The sequence below is a fragment of the Gallaecimonas zhanjiangensis genome, assembly GCF_057624825.1.
The window spans coordinates 455,632-473,540 of sequence record NZ_CM172603.1 but is presented as its reverse complement, the minus strand read 5'-3'; the positions used below and the strand labels follow the sequence as shown (position 1 = coordinate 473,540).

Sequence of the window (17,909 nt, the reverse complement as noted above, 5' to 3'; positions counted from 1 at the left end):
GACTTCCAACCTAGTAGGATTGCCGACATCACGGCAGATGTAGACCGCACATGATACACCTTCAAGACCTGCAATTGATCCGCGGCGGCCAGAAACTCTTCGACGGCGCCTCCCTCACCGTACACGCTGGCCACCGGGTGGGCCTGGTAGGCGCCAATGGCTGCGGCAAATCCACCCTCTTTGCGCTGCTGCGCGGCGAGCTGGAGGTGGATGGCGGCGACGTCAAACTGCCCGCCAACTGGACCATTGCCTCGGTCAAGCAGGAAACCCCGGCTCTTGAACGCCCCGCCATCGATTATGTGATTGACGGCGACGCCCGCTACCGGGCCCTGGAGGCCAAACTGGCCACCGCCCAGGCGCACAACGACGGCGATGCCATTGCCCGCATCATGGGCGACATAGAGCAGGCCGGCGGCTACGACATTCGCGCCCGGGCAGGCAGCCTGATGCACGGCTTGGGTTTTAACGGCGGTGACGAACTGCGGGCGGTTTCATCCTTCTCGGGCGGCTGGCGGATGCGCCTTAACCTGGCCCAGGCGCTCATTTGCCCCTCAGATCTGTTGCTGCTGGACGAACCCACCAACCACCTGGACTTGGACGCGGTGTTCTGGTTGGCCGACTGGCTGACCAGCTATAAGGGCACCTTGCTGCTTATTTCCCACGACCGGGATTTTCTCGACGATGTGGTCACCCACATTTGCCATGTGGAGCACCAGAAACTCAACAGCTACACCGGCAACTACGAGAGCTTCGAGCGCCAGCGCGCCGCGCGCCTGGCCCAGCAGCAAGCCATGTTCGAGCGCCAGCAAACCCAGCGCGCCCACCTGCAAAGCTTTATCGACCGCTTCAAAGCCAAGGCCACCAAGGCCCGCCAGGCCCAAAGCCGCATCAAAGCCCTGGAGCGGATGGAAGAGCTGCAAGCGGCCCACGTGGACTCGCCCTTCTCCTTTGTCTTTGAAAATGCTGCCACCCTACCCTCACCGCTGCTGGCCATCGACAAAGTCATCCTGGGTTACGGCGACAAGCAAATTTTAAGTAACGTCAGCCTGCGGCTGCAGCCCGGCGAGCGCATTGGCCTGTTGGGCCCCAACGGCGCCGGTAAATCCACCCTGATTAAGTTCCTGGCTGGCGGCCTTGCCCCGCAAAGTGGCGAGCTGGTACCGGCCCAGGGCCTGAAGGTGGGCTATTTTGCCCAGCACCAGTTGGAATACCTGGACGCGGGCGCCTCGGCGCTCTTGCACCTGCAGCGCTTGGCGCCGCAAGTGCGCGAACAGGAGCTGCGCGATTTTCTCGGCCACTTTGATTTTCGTGGCGACAAGGCCTTAGAGCCTATTGCCCCTTTCTCCGGTGGCGAAAAGGCGCGCCTGGCCCTGGCCCTGATTGTTTGGCAGCGCCCCAACCTGTTGCTGCTGGACGAACCCACCAACCACCTGGATCTCGAGATGCGCGAGGCCCTAACCCTGGCCCTGCAGGATTTTGACGGCGCCATGGTCATCGTTTCTCACGACCGCCACCTGCTGCGCACCACCACCGACACCTTCTTGCGGGTGTCCCACGGCGAGGTGGCGCCTTTTGACGGCGATCTCGACGATTACCACAAATGGCTCAAAGACCGCGAAAAGCTCGCCAACGCTGGCGCCGATGCGACCCCTGCCAAGGACAACTCGGCCCAGTCCCGCAAAGACCGCAAGCGCCTGGAAGCCGAGCACCGCACCAAAACCCGGCCGCTAAAGCAAAAGATTGAAAAGCTCGATAAAACCATGGCCAGCCTCGGCGACAAGCTGGGCAGCATCGAGGGCCGCCTGGGGGAAGCCGATATCTACGAAGCGGCCAACAAAGCCGAGCTGACCCGGCTCCTTAAAGAACAAGGGGATGCCAAGGCCGAGCTGGAAACGGTGGAAATGGAATGGATGGCCCTGTCCGAAGAGCTTGAGGGCCTGGACAGCGCCTTTGAGGAGCAGTTTGCATGAGCGAGACCTTCTGGGATTACTGCCGGCTGGTCTACCCCCAATGGGAAAAGCAATTGCTGGCCTGGCAGCAAAGCCACGAGCTGGATGTGAACCTCTACCTGCTGGCGGCCTGGCTGGACGAAGAAGCGCTGTATCTCGAGCAAGCCACCTGGCTGGCGCTTTTGGCCGAGAGCCGCCGCATCCAGGCCCAGTGGCTGGCCCCTTACCGGGCGCTGCGCCACAGCCTTAAGGCCGAGGTTAGCCAACGCCATTATGACGAGCTTAAAACCCAGGAGCTGCGCCTGGAACGGGAAGCCCAGCGCCAATTTCTGGCCCTGGTGGGCCGCGACAGCAGCGCCCAGGATTACCCCCAAAACAAAGCGGCAGGTCCCAAGAACCTGCCGCGATTAAAAGCGCTCTATCAGCTGCCTTGAGGCAGCGGCCTTAGTGGGCTGACAGCGCTTCGGCGCGTGCCTTGGGCGGCATGGCCCGCAGCTTGGTCACTACCGCCACCGGCAACCTCACTACCGAGCCTTGCAGCGCCTTATTCCCCTGAAAATCCCAGGCATTTTTACTGGCGGCCACATTGCTGGCCTTGAGCAGGCGGCATTCCTCGCGGCTGGGGGCATACCCCAGCTTGCCGGCGTAGGCGGCCAGGTAGCGTTGGGACACCGCCCCCTTGAGGGCGCAATACTTCTGGTTTGAATAGACATCGGCGGCCAGGGCCTGGCCACAGAGCAGCAGAGAGGCAAACGCAAGCAGGGACTTTTTCACGCACGGCTCCTTAAAGTGCCAATCGGTAATCAACTGCGCACAGCGTAAAAAAGCACCGTGACAAGGCGGTGATGTTCAGGCCAGTCTTTTTGCGGCTTTTGCCCCAGATTTTCTTATCTCAGACCTTGATAAAGATCTGCCGCCGGTAAAGCCAGGCGAGCACCAGCCATTGCACCGCCAGCAAGGCCAAAGCCGCCACCAAGGGCTGGGCGGCCGGGCTCAGCGTCGCTATCCACTGGCCAAAAAGGCTGTTGGCGATATAACGCCAGTCCACCAGGCTGGAGGCGAGATAAATCACGATGGCGTTGGCGCCGATAACGGCAAAAAACCAGCCCAACCAGCGTAAGCGCAGCACATCAATCAGGGCGTAGAACAGCGCCAACAGCAAGGCGCTCCAACCGCTGGTGACCAGCACGAAACTGGAGGTCCAGAGGGTCTTATTCAGGGGCAACACCAGGGCCCACAAATACCCCAGCAGCAACAGGCCAAGCCCCATGGCCGCCAACCTTGCTGCCTTTTGCCAGGGTGGCAAGGCGCCTTTTAACAGCCGCCCCGCCAGCACGCCTAACAGCGCATTAACCACCGCCGGCAAAGTAGAGAGCAGCCCTTCAGGGTCGGCAGGCATCTGATGGTAATGAACACCTGGTAAAAAGCGGGCATCCACCCAGGCATTGGGGGTAAGGGCCGGGTTGTCCAGGTGCCCAGCCAGCAATGCCCAGTAGCCCAGCAAGATGGCCAAGGCCACTCCCAACCAGACTCTGGGCTGGCAATGCCAAACCAGCATGGCCGCCACAAACCAGGCAAGGCCGATACGCCCCAGCACCGAGGCGTAACGCACCTCGCCCCACTCGGCCGGCAGGCCGCTGCCCCAGCCGTGGTTGTAGAGCACCCCAAACACCAGCAGCAGCGTCAGACGCTTTAGTGCCATGAGGTAAAGCCGCCGCCGCGCGGCAAAGGGCTGCCCGGCCACAGCCTCGCTCCCCAGCCCCAGGGCCGTGCCGGCCAGGAAGATAAACAGCGGGAAGATACCGTCGTAGGCGGTAAAGCCGTGCCAGGGCGAGTGGTGCACCTGTGTGTCCAAGCGCTGCCAAAGAGGCTGCCCGGTCAAGTGATACAGGGCGGCAAACAGCAGCTCGCCCCCGAGGATCCAGAACATATCGAAACCGCGCAGGGCATCGACACTTAACAAGCGTGAAGAAGAACTCACTGCCACCTCCCTGTTTTTTGCCAAGATGACAGCGCTGTCTTTTTATTGCAAGGCCAGCCCCGTTCAGGGCCGGCAACACTTCTTAACTCAGGCTCCACAATGCTGCCCAAAGGGGGCGCTAGTCTGGCAAAAGGTGCTTAATGGGAGTGTTGTGATGATCCGGCAACTAAAGAGCCAGGCGGACCGGCAGATGGTCAGCGATATCTGGTTGGCATCAGCCCCCAAGGCCCTTGCCTACCTGCCGCGCCACCAATGGCAACAGGAACTGTGTTGGCTTAACGAGCAGCTGCTGGCCCAAAGCGAGGCCTGGCTCTATGACGACGGCCGGGTGCGCGGCTTTGTGCTGCTGTCTAGAGACGGCCTCAACCACCTCTGCGTAGACCCAGACGCCGAGCGGCGCGGCATAGGCCGGGCCTTGCTCAGCTTTGCCCAGTCCCGCCGCCACCCGCTGCGGCTCAGCGCCCCTTGCCAGCACAAAGACGCCATCGCCTTTTTTCGCCACCAGGGCTTTAAGCCGGTCAGCGAGCAGTTGGACGGGCGCACCGGCCAGTGGCAGCTCTTGATGATCCACAGCACCAGCCAGGGTTATTTCCAACGCTAAGGCCTTGGTGTGTAAATGTTAATGAAAGGGCTTTTCTACATATTTGCTAACGCAAATCTGCAAGCCAAAGGCAATGGTGGGCCTTAGCATGGCTAAGGGATCTCAGTGAAGGAGTAGGTAGATGATCCGTGAAGCCCAATCGGCCCAGGACAGAAGCGTTATCGTGGCGCTTTGGCAGGCCGCCGCCCAGCAGCTGGACCCGCAATTTGCCGCGCCCAAGTGGCAGTCCTTTGCCCTGTGGCTAGACAGCGAGCTGCTGCCCCAAAGCCAGGTTTTTATCTACGACTATCACGGCGTACAGGGTTTTGCTCAGCTCAAGGGCCGTAAGCTCGGCGCCCTTTGCGTGCACCCGGCGGCCCAAGGCAAAGGCATTGGTAAGGCGCTGCTCTACTACACCATGAGCCGCTTTAGCGATCTGGAAGTGCAGCTCTTTACTGCAGCAAGCGAAGGCCAGCAGTACTTCAAGCGCCAGGGCTTTCACCCCGTTCAGGAACTGCTGGACAGCCAGACCGGCCTGTTGCAGGTGCAGATGGTCTCCACCCGCTCTAACCGCTACTTCAGTTACTGACCAGCGCCCCTTCCCGGGCGCTTGCCCAGTGGCGCAGCAGCAAGCAGAGGCTAAAGGTCAGGGCCAGGATGATAAGGGACCCCAGTACCACCCCGGCCCACTGGCCATGGTGCCAAAACGGCGCCAGATAGGTGCCGCCAAGGCTTGCCCCCAGGTAGTAAAACACCAGATACAGCGACGAAGCGCTGGCTTTGGCGTGGCGGGCATTGTGGCTAACCCAGCTTGAGCAGTTGGCGTGGCACAAAAAGAAGCCGAAGGCACTGAACAAAAAGCCCAGCATGATAACGCTGATGCTTTCGCCGAGGCTGACCAGGGTTCCCACCACCATCAGGCCGATACCCATCATCATCACCACCGGCTGGCTGAACCTGGCCGACACCTTGCCGGACAAAGCCGAGCCCAGGGTGCCGGAGAGATAGGTTAAAAACAGCAGCCCTAAGTAACGGGCCGGCAGGTTGTAGGGCACATCCGAGAGCCGGAAGGTCAAAAAGCTGTACTGATTAACGAAGATAAAGAAGTTCAGGCCGCCAATGGCGTAACTCACCACCAGCAGGCGGTTTTTCAAGTGCCCCACCAAGTCGCGCACCATCTGTTTGGGGTGCAGCTTTTGGCGGACAAACTGCTGGCTGGGCGGCAACAGCCAGGCAAACACCCCCAGCAGCACCAGGCTCAGGGCGCCGGTGATGGCAAAGCCCATCTGCCAGCCCAGGGTATCGGCCAAAAAGCCCCCCAGCAGCCGGCCGCAGATACCGCCCAGGCTGTTGGCGCTGATATAAAACCCCACCGCCGACACCAGCGCCTTGCGGCTCATCTCGTCGCCCATGTAGGCAATGGCAATGGCCGGCAAGCCACCGAGGAAGAACCCCTGCAAGGCCCGCAGCGCCAACAGCGCCCCGAAGCTGTGCACTTGAGACAGCAGCAAGGTGCAGCCCACGGCGCCAACCATGGTGGTGAGCATGATGGCGCGGCGCCCCAGGGCGTCGGATAGGGGTCCGTACAGCAGCAGCGACACCCCCAGCATCAGGGTGGAGAGGGTAAAGCTGTAAGAGGCCGTCAACGGAGACACCCCAAATTCGCTGGCCAACATCGGCAGCAGCGGCTGGGTGAAATACAGGTTGGCGAAGATCAGGAAGGAGCCCAGGCTCATGGCCAGGGTTGCGCGCCAGAAGGCTTTGGTGCCGACCTCTATCATGGTGATTCCTCGGGTGACGAAGATCACATGATAAAGGCCGGCACCATCATCAAGAAAATATATTCAACTTATAGGTTTGATAATCAAACCTTATGCGCTTCCATCCAAGCGGCGGAACCGGTCAGGGCCGAGTGGGTCTCGATAGCCAGATACACAGGAATATCAGCCATATAGGCAGACATCACGCCCTTGTCGGTAAAGCCTTTGACGAAGTTGCTCTTCAAGAAGAACTCCAAGAAGCGCGGCAGGATGCCGCCCCCCAGGTACAGGCCGCCACGGGCGCCCTGGGCCAGGGTGATGTCTGCCGCCATGCCGCCCAGCCATTCACAGAACAGGCTCAGGGTCTCGTAGCAGGTCGGCTCGCCGTCCAGGGCCATCTCGCTGATATCGGCCGAGGTCAGCGCCTTGGGCTGCACGCCCCGTACCTTGGCCACGGCCCGGTACAGGTTGGGCAGGCCGGAGCCGGACAGCGCCAGCTCGGCCGAGACAAACTCCAGCTCCTCGGCCATGGCGCACAGTACTTTGCGCTGCATCTCGGTGGAGGCGCCAAGGGCAATGTGGCCGCCTTCGCAGCCGATGGCACTCCAGCCGCCTTTACCGTCAGGAATAAGGCTTGCCACTCCCAGGCCGGTGCCTGGGCCCAGCACCGCGATAGGGGCGGTTTCCAGGGGTTTACCGTCACGCACCTGCACCAGGGCCTGGGGCGGCAACAGCGGGATGGAGCTGGCGTAGGCCACGAAGTCGTTGATGACTTCCAGCTGGGTCAGGCCCAGGTTCTGCTGGGTTTCCTTGATGGAAAAGTGCCAGGACAAGTTGGTCAGGCGCACTTCGTCGCCGCCCACCGGGCCAGCCACTGCCAGGCAGGCGTGCTGGGGGGCGTAGTCGGAGACAATCTCGAGATAATGGGCGACCAGAGACTGCATGTCTGGGAAGTCGCAGCTGGCGAAGCGTTCCTGGTGAATGATGTCAAAGCGGCCGTCTGTTTTGCCAGTGACCAGACCAAAGCGGGCGTTGGTGCCGCCAATGTCTGCGACGACGAATGGAGATGTCTGCGTTGCCATGGATACCGTACCGTCTTCTTATAAAACAAATTCGTGGTAATTTATTTCCTCGGACCCTGGCGCGAAAACGTAAAAGACCCTTCCCGATGCGTAACAAAGGCAAAGCCACATCTTTTGACATCGCCCATAAAGCGGGCGTTTCGCAGTCCACTGTCTCCCGCGCCTTGCGCGGCAGCCCCCTGGTCAACAAGGAAACCCGTGATCGCATCCAGGCCATTGCCCGCGAACTCAACTACAAGGTGGACAAAAATGCCTCCAACCTGCGTAGCCAGCATTCCGGCACTCTGGCCCTGCTGTTGTTCGAGGACCCAACCCCGGACGACTCCCTGATCAACCCATTTTTCCTGTCCATGCTGGGGTCCATCACCCGCGCCTGTGCCCAGGCCGGGTTTGATCTGCTGGTGTCCTTCCAACAGCTTAGCGATGACTGGCACGCCGATTATGAAGACAGCAACAAGGCTGACGGCATTATTTTGTTAGGGTACGGTGATTATGTCGCGTACCAGTCAAAGCTTGACCAACTGGTGGCCCAGGGCACCCACTTTGTTCGCTGGGGTGCGGTGCTGCAAGAGCAGCCGGGCCTGTCCATTGGCTGTGACAACTTCCAGGGTGGCCGCGATTTGGTGCGCCACCTGCTGTCCCTGGGCCGTCGAAGGGTAGCCTTTCTTGGCCACGCTTCCAATCATTACCCGGAGTTTTTTGAGCGCTACCAGGGCTACGGCGCCGCCTTGGCCGAGGCCGGCCTTAAGGCTGACCCGGCGCTGCAACTGGACGCCATCACCACCGAGCAGGCCGGCTACGAAGCCGTGTGCGCCCTGCTCGATGCCGGCCAGTCCTTCGACGCCATTTTCGGCGCCAGCGACCTTATCGCCCTTGGCGCCATGCGCGCCCTGGCCGACCGTGGCATCAAGGTGCCCGAGCAGGTGGCGGTGGTGGGCTTTGACGACATCCACATGGCCGCCTTTGCCAACCCACCGCTCACCACGGTGCGCCAGAACACCAAGCTGGCTGGCGAGATGCTGGTGCAGTCCTTGCTCAAGACCATTCACAAGCTGCCAGCGCACAGCGCCAAAATTCCTGCCGAGCTGGTTATTCGCCGCTCTTGTGGTCAACCGGCCGGGCCATCAGCCGGTTAAGGGCCTTGGCCAGTGCCGGGTCGGTGACCGGCGCGTCCAGCAACAACACGCGAAGCGAATGGGGCTGGACGCGAAGCGCCAGGCCATCTTTTACCCGAATCTTTTCACCGCTGACAGCATCAACCCAGTTACCGGTCTGCAATGGCCCCCGAGCGGTTGTATCCAACACCTTATCGCCCTTGTTGAGCACCACCAGCGCCTGCTGGTGGGTTCCCTGGTGCTGGTAGACCCGTAAAAACTGGGCCTCGTTGCCTTGCAGTTTCAAATCCAGTTGCAGCCCTTTTTGCAGCGCCACATTGGCGGCGCGCAGTTGCCCTACCCGCCTTAAGTTCTGGTAGATGGGGCTTTGAGGGGCGGCGTCGATGCGGGCTTGGCCAAAGTAGTTGCGGTTGCCGGCGTGCTCGGCGGCGCCGCGCATAAAGCCCACTTCCGAGCCCTGGTAAATCACCGGTATGCCGCGGGCGGTAAAGAGCCAGTTGTTGGCATCGATAAAGCCGTTGTCGCTGGCATTCATGCGCGGCATGTCGTGGTTGTCGTAGAAGGTGGTGAGCTCGTAGGGGTTTTGGTAGGGCCCTTTATCCAAGTAAAGGGCCGGCGTTAATGCCTCAAAGCCCTCACCCTTGGCAAACACCTTGTCCAGCGCCGCCTTGAGCGGGAAATCCAGCACACTAATGGCGCCGTTTTGTGGCCAGGTGTGGGGCGCTATCTTGGCCGGGTTGTAATCGTAGGCCTCGCCGAACATGAAAAAGCCCGGGTGCTTGGCGCGGATGCGGTCGCTGAAGGTCTTCCAGAAGGCGTTGTCCACCCACATGATGGTGTCGATACGAAAGGCATCGGCCCCGGCGTCTATCCACTTCTGGTAGGCGCCAACGAAGTAATCAATCACCGCTGGGTTGTCTTCGTTGAAGTTAGAGAGCTGCACCATCTCCGCCTTGCGGTGGAAAAAGGCCGTCAACGGGTCCTTTGGGTCCAGCTGGTCTGGGGGCAGGTTGTGATGGTCGGCAATGAGCTTGCCGTTTTTATCGAATAGCTGGCCGAACTTGGGCTGCGCAACGGGCATGTCGTAGGCCGGCGAGCCGTGGTTAACCACGATATCCAGCACCGTTTTCAGGCCCTGCTGGCGCATCTTGGCGGTGAACTGGCTAAAGGAGAGGTCTTTGCTCTCCAGGTGCTCGTCCACCTTGTAAAAATTATCGCCCCAGTAGCCGTGGTAACCGGTCTTGCCCTGGTCGGTAAAGCTGCTGCCAAAGCTCACCGCCTTGCCGCCGGTAAAGGCCTGGTCTGGGTTATCGACGATGGGGGTTATCCACACCGCCCCAAAGCCCATGCCGTGGATGTACCCGGCGTTGTCGAGAATGCCCTTAAAATCCCCGCCCAGGTAACCGATGTTGGCGCTTTGGCCGTCTGGGCCTTTGACGGGGATATCAAAGGTGGGGTGAGCGCCGCCCTGGTGGCGATGGTCGTTACTGGTGTCGCCATTAACGAAGCGGTCGGTCATCACGAAGTAAATGGCGTTACTGGCAAAGGGCTCGGTGGTGCCGTAGTAGTCGGTTGCCTGCGCTGGCGCACCTAACAGCGCCAGGGCGCCAAGGGCCAGGGCCTTCATTTGCTGCCCGCCAACGCCCCTTCAGGCGCGGCGCTGCCGTCTTGCACCCGCAGCACGCAAAGGCCGGAAATCACTAGGCTCACCCCGCCAATCACCAGGGCGTAGACCGGCTGGTTGCCAAAGAAGCTTTTGAGCATAAAGCCCAGCACGCTGGCCGCCAGCAGCTGCGGTATCACGATAAAGAAGTTGAAGATCCCCATGTAGATGCCCATTTTCTCGGCTGGCAGGCTGTCGGAAAGCAGCGCATAGGGCAGCGACAAAATCGAGGCCCAGGCAAAGCCCACCCCCACCATGGACAGCAGCAGCCAGTCGGGGTCTTTGATAAGGACGATGGAAATAAGCCCCGCCGCCCCCAGGCAGACGTTCACCAGGTGCGCCACCCGCAGCCCCCAGGCCTTGACCATCAGCGGGATAATCAGCGCCGCCACAGCCGCAAAACCGTTATAGGCGGCAAACAGCACCCCCACCCAGTTGGCGCCGTCGTTGTAGGCGGCAGAACTTGGGTCGGTGGCGCCAAAGTGAATGCCGGTTACCGCCGAGGTGGTGTAGATCCACATGGCAAAGAGGGCAAACCAGGAGAAAAACTGCACCACCGCCAGGCGGCGCATGGCCTCCGGCATCTGGTAGAGGTCGGTCATGATGGTGCTGAACATACCGTGGCCGCTACGAAGAGACAGCAATAGCAGCGCCAAGCCATAAATACCGACCCCGGCCGCCAGCAGGTACAGCTCTTTCTCAAGCTGCCAAAACGCCACCCCGGCCCCTAAAAGCACGCCGGCCACCAGCCATTTAAGGCCGCTGCTGCGGGCGCGGTTTTTATTCAAAGGCTGTTCGCTGCTTTGCTGGCCCTCGAAGCCTTTGAGGGCCTCGGGCGGATACTCGCGGGTGGACACCACTGTCCAGCCCACCGCCAAAAAGAGCACCAGGCCGCCAAAGTAAAAGGCGTATTTGACGGTGTCGGGAATGGCGCCGGGCTCGGCCACGTTACTGGCCCCGCACTTGGCGAGGATCCACGGCAGCATGGACGCCACCACGGCGCCGATGCCGATAAAGAAGCTTTGCAGGGTGTAACCCAAGGGTCGCTGTTTGGCAGGCAGTTGGTCGCCAACAAAGGCGCGAAACGGCTCCATGGAGATATTGATGGAGGCGTCCATGATCCACAGCAGCCCGGCCGCCACCCACAAGGTGGGGGAGTTGGGCATGGCAAAGAGCGCCAGGGTGGTGAGCACGGCGCCCGCTAAAAAGTAGGGGCGGCGGCGGCCAAGGCCGGTCCAGGTGCGGTCGCTCAGGTAACCCACCACCGGCTGCACCAGCAGGCCGGTCAATGGCGCGGCTATCCAGAGGATGGGAATGTCGTCTACCGAGGCCCCCAGGGTCTGGAAAATACGGCTGACGTTGGCGTTTTGCAGGGCAAAGCCGAACTGGATCCCCAGAAAGCCGAAGCACATGTTCCAGATCTGCCAGAAGGACAACTGCGGTTTAGTGGTCATCTTGTTATTCCTCGTTGGGGCCCCGGCTGGCGCCCTGCCGGAGCCTCGCCCCGAACACCTTACCTTTACGTTGGCGACATGTTCGCCTGCACCCCGGCTGCGGACAACGCCCTGCATACGTATTCATGGCCAAGCCGCCCCCTTGATGGCTGCCCCAGCCCAGGCATGATAAGGGAAAAACACATTAACTACCGGGCCTTTATTCCCAAAAGCGCAACCGCCCAAAAGGTTGACGCCAAGGTAAAGATTTTACCCTGCATACGTATGCAGCTGGTTGTGAGCCCGAAGGCCCCTGCCTTAAGCTGCACGGCAGACAAAACAAGCCTGAAAAGGCGCAGTAAACGAATTTGGGGTACCTATGAGTCAAGCTCCTTGGTGGCGTGGCGCCGTTATTTACCAGATCTATCCTCGCAGTTTCAGCGACACCAACGGTGACGGCGTGGGCGATCTGCCGGGTATCATCGACCGCCTGGACTACATCCAGTCCCTGGGTGTGGATGCCATCTGGATCTCCCCCTTCTTCAAATCCCCCATGGCCGATTTTGGCTACGATATCGCCGATTATCGCGACGTAGACCCGCTGTTTGGCAAGCTGGACGACTTCGACCGGTTGCTGGCCGGCGCCCATCAGCGCGGCATCAAGGTGATGATTGACCAGGTGCTGTCTCACACCTCGGTGGAGCATGACTGGTTCAAGGAAAGCCGCGAGAACCGCGACAACCCCAAGGCCGACTGGTACGTCTGGGCCGACGCGCGGGAAGACGGCACCCCGCCCAACAACTGGCTGAGCCTCTTTGGTGGCGTGGCCTGGCGCTGGGAGCCGCGCCGCGGCCAGTACTACCTGCACAACTTTTTGTCCTCCCAGCCGGATTTGAACTTCCACAACCCAGAGGTGCAACAAGCCACCCTGGATAACGTCAAGTTCTGGCTGGACAAAGGCGTGGACGGCTTTCGCCTGGACGCCATCAATTTTTGCTTCCACGACCAGGCACTGCGGGACAACCCCGCCAAGCCCAAGGAAGTGCGGGTAGGCCGCGGCTTTAGCGCCGACAACCCCTACGCCTTCCAATACCACTATTACAACAACACCCGGCCCGAGAACCTGCCGTTCCTCGAAGAGCTGCGCGCCCTGGTGGACCACTACCCCGGCGCCACCACCCTTGGCGAGATCTCCGCCGAGGACTCCCTGGCCACCACCGCCGAATACACCCAGCAGGGCCGCCTGCACATGGGCTACAGCTTCGAGCTGCTGGTGAATGATTTCTCGGTGGCCTACATCCGCAGCACCGTCGAGGGCCTGGAGCAGAAAATGACCGTGGGCTGGCCCTGCTGGGCCATCTCCAACCACGACGTACCCCGTGCCATCAGCCGCTGGGGCGGTCAAGAGGCGCCAGCGCACATGGCCAAAATGCTGAGCGCTATGGTGTGCTCGCTGCGCGGCTCGGTGTGCATCTACCAGGGTGAAGAGCTGGGGCTGGACGAGGCCGAAGTGGCCTTTGAAGATCTGCAAGACCCTTACGGCATGACCTTCTGGCCCGAGTTTAAAGGCCGCGACGGTTGCCGCACCCCCATGCCTTGGACCAGCGGCGAATACGGCGGTTTCAGCACCACCAAGCCCTGGCTGCCGGTGCCGGACAGCCACAAGCAAAAAGCGGTGGCCCACCAGGAACAGGACAGCGCCTCGGTGCTGAACGGTTTTCGCCAGTTCCTGGCCTGGCGCAAGCAGTTCCCGGCCCTGGTGGCGGGCAGCATCCACTTCTTGAATACCGCCGAGCCGGTGCTGGCCTTCGAGCGGGAGCTGGACGGCCAAAAACTGCTGGTGGCCTTTAACCTCTCCAACCAGCCGGTGAGCCAGACGCTGGCCGTTACCGGCAACATCAGTGCCCTGGGCGAGCATGGGCTGGTCAGTGGCGATATGGCAGGAACAGTGCTGAACTTGCCGCCATACGGCAGCTTCTACGGCCAAGTGCAGTAATAAAGTCGCCTTCGGGCGACTTTTTCATTTAGCCACTGACATCCCCCCTTGGCCGCAGTAAGGTGAAGCATCAAACACCGTACCGGTAACCTGTCATGGCCTTTTCCGAGCAGTTGGTCCAAAAAGCCCTTATTCAGCAACAAAACGAAATCAACGACTACAGCATCTACACCCTGTTGGCCCGCCACGAGCCAGACCCCCACAACGTCAAACTGCTCCATAAAATCGCCGAGGAAGAAAAGGCCCACTACCACTTCTGCCGCACCATTACCGGCAAGGAGCTGAAGGCCTCCCGGCCGCTGGTGCTGTTTTACCTGATATTGATAAAACTGCTGGGCCCGTCCTTTGCCGCCAAATTCATGGAGAGCCGCGAGGTAGACGCCGAGGCCTTTTACCTGGATCTGGCCAAAGACATCCCCGAAGCCAAGCAGATTTACGACCAGGAAACCCGCCACGAAAACCGGCTGCTGACCTTGCTGCACGACAAAAAGCTCAACTACGCTGGCGCCATTGTGCTGGGCATGAACGATGCCCTGGTAGAACTCACCGGCACCCTGTGCGGGGTGGCCCTGGCCTTTAGCAAAACCGCTACCGTGGGGGTAACCGGCCTTATCATGGGCATTGCCGCCAGCCTCTCCATGGCCGGCTCGGCTTACCTTGAGTCCAAGGAAAGCCCCGTTGATGCCATAGACCCCAAGCTCTACGCCCTTAACACCGGCCTTGCCTACATTGGCACCACGGCTCTGCTGGTGGCGCCCTACTTTGTGTTTGGCTCCATGGCCCTGGCCCTTGGCACCATGTTTGTCTTTGCGGTGCTGGTGATCTGGCTGTACAGCTTTTACATCTCGGTGGCCAAGGACGCTCCCTTTGGCTCGCGTTTTATCAGCATGATGGCCCTGACTTTCGGGGTCGCGCTTATCTCCTTTGGCATCGGCTTTGCCGCCAAGCGCTACATGGGGGTGGATCTCTAGGCCAAAAGTCAGGGGCAATAAAGTGACTTTTGGCACCTGTGCAAAAAGCGGGCAGCTTCTAGGATAAGGCCATACCTCAAACGCAAGGAGCTGCCCGATGAAAACCCTGTTTGCCCTGCTGCTGGCCCCCACCCTGGGCATGGCCCAAAACCTGGATGTCACCGTTACCGGATACCCCACCGACACCGGCACCACCTGGGTGTCGTTGTACGACTCCCAAGCCGCCTTTAACGGCAAAGGCCAGCCGGTAGCGGCCAGCCGGGTAAAACCCCATGACGGCCAAAGCCACCTGAGCTTTCACGACCTGCCCGAAGGCCAGTACGCCATCAAGCTGTTTCACGATGCCAACGACAACGGCAAGCTCGACACCAACCTCATCGGTATTCCCACCGAGCCTTATGGGTTTTCCGGCAAGCCCGGCGGCCATGGCCCGGCCCAGTTTGAAGACGCCGCCTTTGCCGTCGAGGGCGATACCCAAATCACCATCAAGCTGAGGTAAGCCATGGAAAGGCGCGATTTTTTAAAAGCCCTTGGCGCCCTGGGCGGCGCCACAGCCCTTGGCGCCCTGCCGCTGCCGGGCCTGGCAGCGAGCCTCGACAAAACCTGGCTGAGCGGCGTTAGCGGCGATTTCGCGCCGCTGGCCATGAGCTTGCAGGGCAACTGGCCCAAGCAACTGACCGGCACCCTCTACCGTAACGGCCCGGCGCTGTTTCGCCGCGCCGGCGAGCAGCAACGCCACTGGTTTGACGGCGACGGCATGGTGCAGGCCTTTCGCATCGGCCCGGGCGGCATAAGCCACAGCGGCAAGCTGGTGCGCACCGAGAAATACCAGACCGAGCAGCAGGCCAAGCGCTTTCTCTACCCCGGCGTTGGTTCCCAGCGGCACGGCGCGCCCATTGCCCACAACGACAGCGCCAACCCGGCCAATATCAGCGTCCGCCGCTTTGGTAACCGCTATATGGCGCTCTGGGAAGCGGGCAGCGCCTATGAAATCGACCCAGACACCCTGGACACCAAAGGCTTGGTGTCTTTCGCGCCGGAGCTGACCCACCTGCCGTTCTCAGCACACCCCCAGTTTGAGCCCGACGGCTCGGCCTGGAATATCGGCTCGCTGTTCTACAACGGCCTGGCCAAGGCGGTGATTTACCGCTTCGATGCGGGCGGTAAACTCAGCCGCTACCAGCTGATTGACCTGCCGCGAGACGGCTACATGCACGCCTTTGCCCTGAGCGAGCGTTACCTGGTGCTCTTTAACACCGCCCTTCGCTACCACAAGGGCGACAGCTTCCTGGCCGGTTTGCGTTTTGACGGCGCCAGCGACAACCAGATCATCCTGGTGGACAAAAACAGCCTGCAGATACACAAGGTGGTGTCGGTGCCGGCCAGCTTTGCATTCCACTTGGGCACCGCCATTGAAGAAAAGGGCACCTTGGAGCTGACAGTGGCCGAGTACCCCAACGCCGACATCATGCTAAAGGGCATGGATACCCGCCATCTTGGCCAGCAGCCCTACCCCAGCGCCATGGTCCGCTACCGGGTGGATTTAGCCAGCGGCCGCTGCCAGCGCCAGGCCCTGGCGGTAGATTTGGAATTTCCCCAGTTCGACTGGCGCGCCCCCTACCGGCGCCAAACCCAGTTCGGGGTGGCCAGCACCCAAAAAGACCGTGGCCTTGGCAACGCCATTGCCGCCATCAGCCCCGGCAACCACATCCAGCTGCACCGCTTTGACGACAACATCGCCGTTGAAGAGCCGCTGCTGGTAACCGCCCGCGATGGCCACAACTACCTGCTGCACACCCTGCTCGACAAAAACCGGCTGCAAACCGGCCTTGCCCTGTTTGACCCGGCCAAGGTCCAGCAAGGGCCCATTGCCACCGCCACCATGCCACGGGCCCTGCCGCTGGGCTTTCACGGCGCCTTTTACGGTTAAAGGCAGCCCTTGAGGGCCGCCATGGCGGCTGGAATGGCTTCAAGGGCGATGGGGCCAAGGCCCAGCAGCAGCAAGTTGCCCTCTTTGCCAAAGAGGCTGCTGTGGCAAAGGTTAATGCCAGCCTGCTGGGCCCGTTTGGCCACCTCGGCGAGCGGCCGGCCGTCGCTTGCCTCCAGGGCCATATGCACTCCGGTCAGCATCTGCACCGGCCGCAATACGGTACCGGCCAGGGCCTCGCCAATGGCCAGGTATTTGGCCCGGTAGTGCTGGCGCATGGTGCGGATATGGCGGCGCAAATCGCCTTGGCGGATAAAGTCGGCCAGGGCCAGCTGCACCGTCATGGCGCCAACCAGGTCAGCGCTTTGCCGGGCCAGCACCAGGGCGTCGGCGGCCCAGTCGGGCACGATGAGGTAACCCAGGCGCAGGTCGTGGAACATGCACTTGGAAAAGGAGCCCACGTACAGCACCCGCCCGTCTTGGTCGAGGGTCTGCAAGGCGTCGATGGGCTGGCCGGCCAGCAGGAATTCCGAGTCGTAGTCGTCTTCAATCACCAACAAGTCTCGGGCCTTGGCCAGTGCCAGCAATGCCAGCCGCCGCTGCTGGGACATCACCACCGTGGTGGGGAACTGGTGTGACGGGGTGACGTACACCAAATCGACCCCTTCGGGGATGGCATCTACCACCAGGCCGTCCTGGTCTACCGGCACCTCGACAATGCGGGCGCCGGCGGCCTCAAAGGCCTGGCGGGCCATGGGGTAGCCGGGAGATTCCACCGCCACCGTGGTCACGCCAGGGGTAACCAGGGCCGCGCCTATCAGGCTGAAGGCCTGCTGGGCGCCATTGCACACCAGCACCTGCCGCCCAGCGCAAGACACCGCCCGCGACTGCGACACAAAGCGGCCAATCAGCTCGCGAAGGGGCGGATACCCCTGCCAGTGCAGCGGCTGGGGCTGGCTCTCTTGCTGGCGCAGCGCCCGGTTCATATAGCGGCGCCAAAGGGCGGCGGGAAAGTGGCGGGTATCGGCCAGGCCCAAGCCAAAATCAAAGCGCAGCTCGGCCATCTCGGGCATGGCAAACAGCTGGCGCTGCTGCCACAAGGGCCTCACCCACCTTTTGGCGTCTGGCCGGGCGGCGGCGCTGGGCGCCGGGCGCTGCAATTGGCAGACCCGGGTGCCGCTACCGGCCTGGCTTTCTACCAGCCCCTCGCTTGCCAGCCGCTCATAGACCTGCACCACGGTGTTGCGCGCCACCCCCAGATGCTGGGCCAATTGCCGGCTGGCCGGCAGCCAGGTACCGGCTTGCAGGCGCTGCTCAACAATGGCCCGGCTCAGCTGGCGATAGAGCTGCACGGCAAGGGGCTCGGCCAGTTGCCGGTCCAGCTGCAGGTGCAGGCCGAAAATTGGCTCCATAACATTCCTTAAAATTGGACCTCTGACAGGGCCAATATAG

16 protein-coding genes are annotated in these 17,909 nt (G+C 61.3%); 9 read left to right on the top strand and 7 right to left on the bottom strand.

Annotation, left to right across the window (positions count from 1 at the left end):
• The first annotated feature begins 50 nt into the window (after positions 1-50).
• Both AC22G1_RS02235 and AC22G1_RS02230 read left to right on the top strand, forming a co-directional pair.
• Complete coding sequence (locus tag AC22G1_RS02235) at positions 51-1,970, top strand: ABC transporter ATP-binding protein (RefSeq protein ID WP_487315328.1); 1,920 nt, start codon at positions 51-53, stop codon at positions 1,968-1,970.
• Positions 1,967-2,383 (top strand): DUF2390 domain-containing protein, encoded by a 417-nt coding sequence (locus AC22G1_RS02230; RefSeq protein WP_487315327.1) that lies wholly within the window; start codon positions 1,967-1,969, stop codon positions 2,381-2,383. Before AC22G1_RS02235 ends, AC22G1_RS02230 begins: the two co-directional genes overlap by 4 nt.
• 10 nt (positions 2,384-2,393) lie before the next feature.
• On the opposite strand, the gene AC22G1_RS02225 is transcribed toward AC22G1_RS02230, so the two are convergent.
• Together AC22G1_RS02225 and nagX are read right to left on the bottom strand one after the other, a co-directional pair.
• On the bottom strand, positions 2,394-2,723 hold the full coding sequence (locus tag AC22G1_RS02225) for a hypothetical protein (RefSeq protein WP_487315326.1): 330 nt from the start codon (positions 2,721-2,723) through the stop codon (positions 2,394-2,396).
• 118 nt (positions 2,724-2,841) lie between these two features.
• Entirely contained in the window at positions 2,842-3,930 is a 1,089-nt protein-coding gene (nagX, locus tag AC22G1_RS02220; RefSeq protein WP_487315325.1) for a transmembrane glucosamine N-acetyltransferase NagX, read from the bottom strand.
• Between the two features lie 154 nt (positions 3,931-4,084).
• Between nagX and AC22G1_RS02215 the strand changes: the two genes are divergently transcribed.
• Both AC22G1_RS02215 and AC22G1_RS02210 read left to right on the top strand, forming a co-directional pair.
• Entirely contained in the window at positions 4,085-4,531 is a 447-nt protein-coding gene (locus tag AC22G1_RS02215; protein WP_050659290.1) for a GNAT family N-acetyltransferase, read from the top strand.
• Between the two features lie 121 nt (positions 4,532-4,652).
• Positions 4,653-5,099 (top strand): GNAT family N-acetyltransferase, encoded by a 447-nt coding sequence (locus AC22G1_RS02210; RefSeq protein ID WP_487315324.1) that lies wholly within the window; start codon positions 4,653-4,655, stop codon positions 5,097-5,099.
• On the opposite strand, the gene AC22G1_RS02205 is transcribed toward AC22G1_RS02210, so the two are convergent.
• The gene (locus tag AC22G1_RS02205) at positions 5,089-6,291 is read right to left on the bottom strand and encodes an MFS transporter (protein ID WP_487315323.1); all 1,203 of its coding nucleotides are present in this window, start codon (positions 6,289-6,291) and stop codon (positions 5,089-5,091) included. The genes AC22G1_RS02210 and AC22G1_RS02205 overlap by 11 nt on opposite strands.
• An 83-nt stretch (positions 6,292-6,374) precedes the next feature.
• On the bottom strand, positions 6,375-7,352 hold the full coding sequence (gene glk, locus AC22G1_RS02200; RefSeq protein WP_487315322.1) for a glucokinase: 978 nt from the start codon (positions 7,350-7,352) through the stop codon (positions 6,375-6,377).
• 86 nt (positions 7,353-7,438) lie between these two features.
• Here glk and AC22G1_RS02195 point away from each other — a divergent pair, with 86 nt between their 5' ends.
• Entirely contained in the window at positions 7,439-8,488 is a 1,050-nt protein-coding gene (locus AC22G1_RS02195; protein WP_487315321.1) for a LacI family DNA-binding transcriptional regulator, read from the top strand.
• On the opposite strand, the gene AC22G1_RS02190 is transcribed toward AC22G1_RS02195, so the two are convergent.
• The gene (locus AC22G1_RS02190; RefSeq protein ID WP_487315320.1) at positions 8,442-10,094 is read right to left on the bottom strand and encodes an alpha-amylase family glycosyl hydrolase; all 1,653 of its coding nucleotides are present in this window, start codon (positions 10,092-10,094) and stop codon (positions 8,442-8,444) included. The two genes, AC22G1_RS02195 and AC22G1_RS02190, sit on opposite strands and share 47 nt — an antisense overlap.
• A complete protein-coding gene (locus AC22G1_RS02185; protein WP_487315319.1) occupies positions 10,091-11,584 on the bottom strand; it encodes an MFS transporter in 1,494 nt (497 codons plus the stop codon). Before AC22G1_RS02185 ends, AC22G1_RS02190 begins: the two co-directional genes overlap by 4 nt.
• 358 nt (positions 11,585-11,942) lie before the next feature.
• On the opposite strand from AC22G1_RS02185, the gene AC22G1_RS02180 reads away from it, so the two are divergent.
• From AC22G1_RS02180 to AC22G1_RS02165, 4 genes are all read left to right on the top strand, one after another.
• The gene (locus AC22G1_RS02180; RefSeq protein WP_487315318.1) at positions 11,943-13,559 is read left to right on the top strand and encodes an alpha-glucosidase family protein; all 1,617 of its coding nucleotides are present in this window, start codon (positions 11,943-11,945) and stop codon (positions 13,557-13,559) included.
• A 95-nt stretch (positions 13,560-13,654) separates the two neighbouring features.
• A complete protein-coding gene (locus tag AC22G1_RS02175) occupies positions 13,655-14,530 on the top strand; it encodes a VIT1/CCC1 transporter family protein (RefSeq protein ID WP_487315317.1) in 876 nt (291 codons plus the stop codon).
• A 97-nt stretch (positions 14,531-14,627) separates the two neighbouring features.
• The gene (locus tag AC22G1_RS02170) at positions 14,628-15,029 is read left to right on the top strand and encodes a DUF2141 domain-containing protein (RefSeq protein WP_050659282.1); all 402 of its coding nucleotides are present in this window, start codon (positions 14,628-14,630) and stop codon (positions 15,027-15,029) included.
• Positions 15,030-15,032: 3 nt separating this feature from the next.
• Positions 15,033-16,460: a carotenoid oxygenase family protein gene (locus tag AC22G1_RS02165; RefSeq protein WP_487315316.1), complete on the top strand. Its 1,428-nt coding sequence runs from the start codon at positions 15,033-15,035 to the stop codon at positions 16,458-16,460.
• On the opposite strand, the gene pdxR is transcribed toward AC22G1_RS02165, so the two are convergent.
• Entirely contained in the window at positions 16,457-17,869 is a 1,413-nt protein-coding gene (gene pdxR, locus AC22G1_RS02160) for a MocR-like pyridoxine biosynthesis transcription factor PdxR (RefSeq protein WP_487315315.1), read from the bottom strand. The two genes, AC22G1_RS02165 and pdxR, sit on opposite strands and share 4 nt — an antisense overlap.
• Between the last annotated feature and the right edge of the window lie 40 nt (positions 17,870-17,909).

Excerpts from the sequence above, each read along its gene's own strand:
- AC22G1_RS02235 (WP_487315328.1), top strand. The coding sequence starts at position 51 with ATGATACACCTTCAAGACCTGCAATTGATCCGCGGCGGCCAGAAACTC.
- AC22G1_RS02230 (WP_487315327.1), top strand. The coding sequence starts at position 1,967 with ATGAGCGAGACCTTCTGGGATTACTGCCGGCTGGTCTACCCCCAATGG.
- AC22G1_RS02215 (WP_050659290.1), top strand. The coding sequence starts at position 4,085 with ATGATCCGGCAACTAAAGAGCCAGGCGGACCGGCAGATGGTCAGCGAT.
- AC22G1_RS02210 (WP_487315324.1), top strand. The coding sequence starts at position 4,653 with ATGATCCGTGAAGCCCAATCGGCCCAGGACAGAAGCGTTATCGTGGCG.
- AC22G1_RS02205 (WP_487315323.1), bottom strand. The coding sequence starts at position 6,291 with ATGATAGAGGTCGGCACCAAAGCCTTCTGGCGCGCAACCCTGGCCATG.
- glk (WP_487315322.1), bottom strand. The coding sequence starts at position 7,352 with ATGGCAACGCAGACATCTCCATTCGTCGTCGCAGACATTGGCGGCACC.
- AC22G1_RS02195 (WP_487315321.1), top strand. The coding sequence starts at position 7,439 with ATGCGTAACAAAGGCAAAGCCACATCTTTTGACATCGCCCATAAAGCG.
- AC22G1_RS02190 (WP_487315320.1), bottom strand. The coding sequence starts at position 10,094 with ATGAAGGCCCTGGCCCTTGGCGCCCTGGCGCTGTTAGGTGCGCCAGCG.
- AC22G1_RS02185 (WP_487315319.1), bottom strand. The coding sequence starts at position 11,584 with ATGACCACTAAACCGCAGTTGTCCTTCTGGCAGATCTGGAACATGTGC.
- AC22G1_RS02180 (WP_487315318.1), top strand. The coding sequence starts at position 11,943 with ATGAGTCAAGCTCCTTGGTGGCGTGGCGCCGTTATTTACCAGATCTAT.
- AC22G1_RS02175 (WP_487315317.1), top strand. The coding sequence starts at position 13,655 with ATGGCCTTTTCCGAGCAGTTGGTCCAAAAAGCCCTTATTCAGCAACAA.
- AC22G1_RS02170 (WP_050659282.1), top strand. The coding sequence starts at position 14,628 with ATGAAAACCCTGTTTGCCCTGCTGCTGGCCCCCACCCTGGGCATGGCC.
- AC22G1_RS02165 (WP_487315316.1), top strand. The coding sequence starts at position 15,033 with ATGGAAAGGCGCGATTTTTTAAAAGCCCTTGGCGCCCTGGGCGGCGCC.
- pdxR (WP_487315315.1), bottom strand. The coding sequence starts at position 17,869 with ATGGAGCCAATTTTCGGCCTGCACCTGCAGCTGGACCGGCAACTGGCC.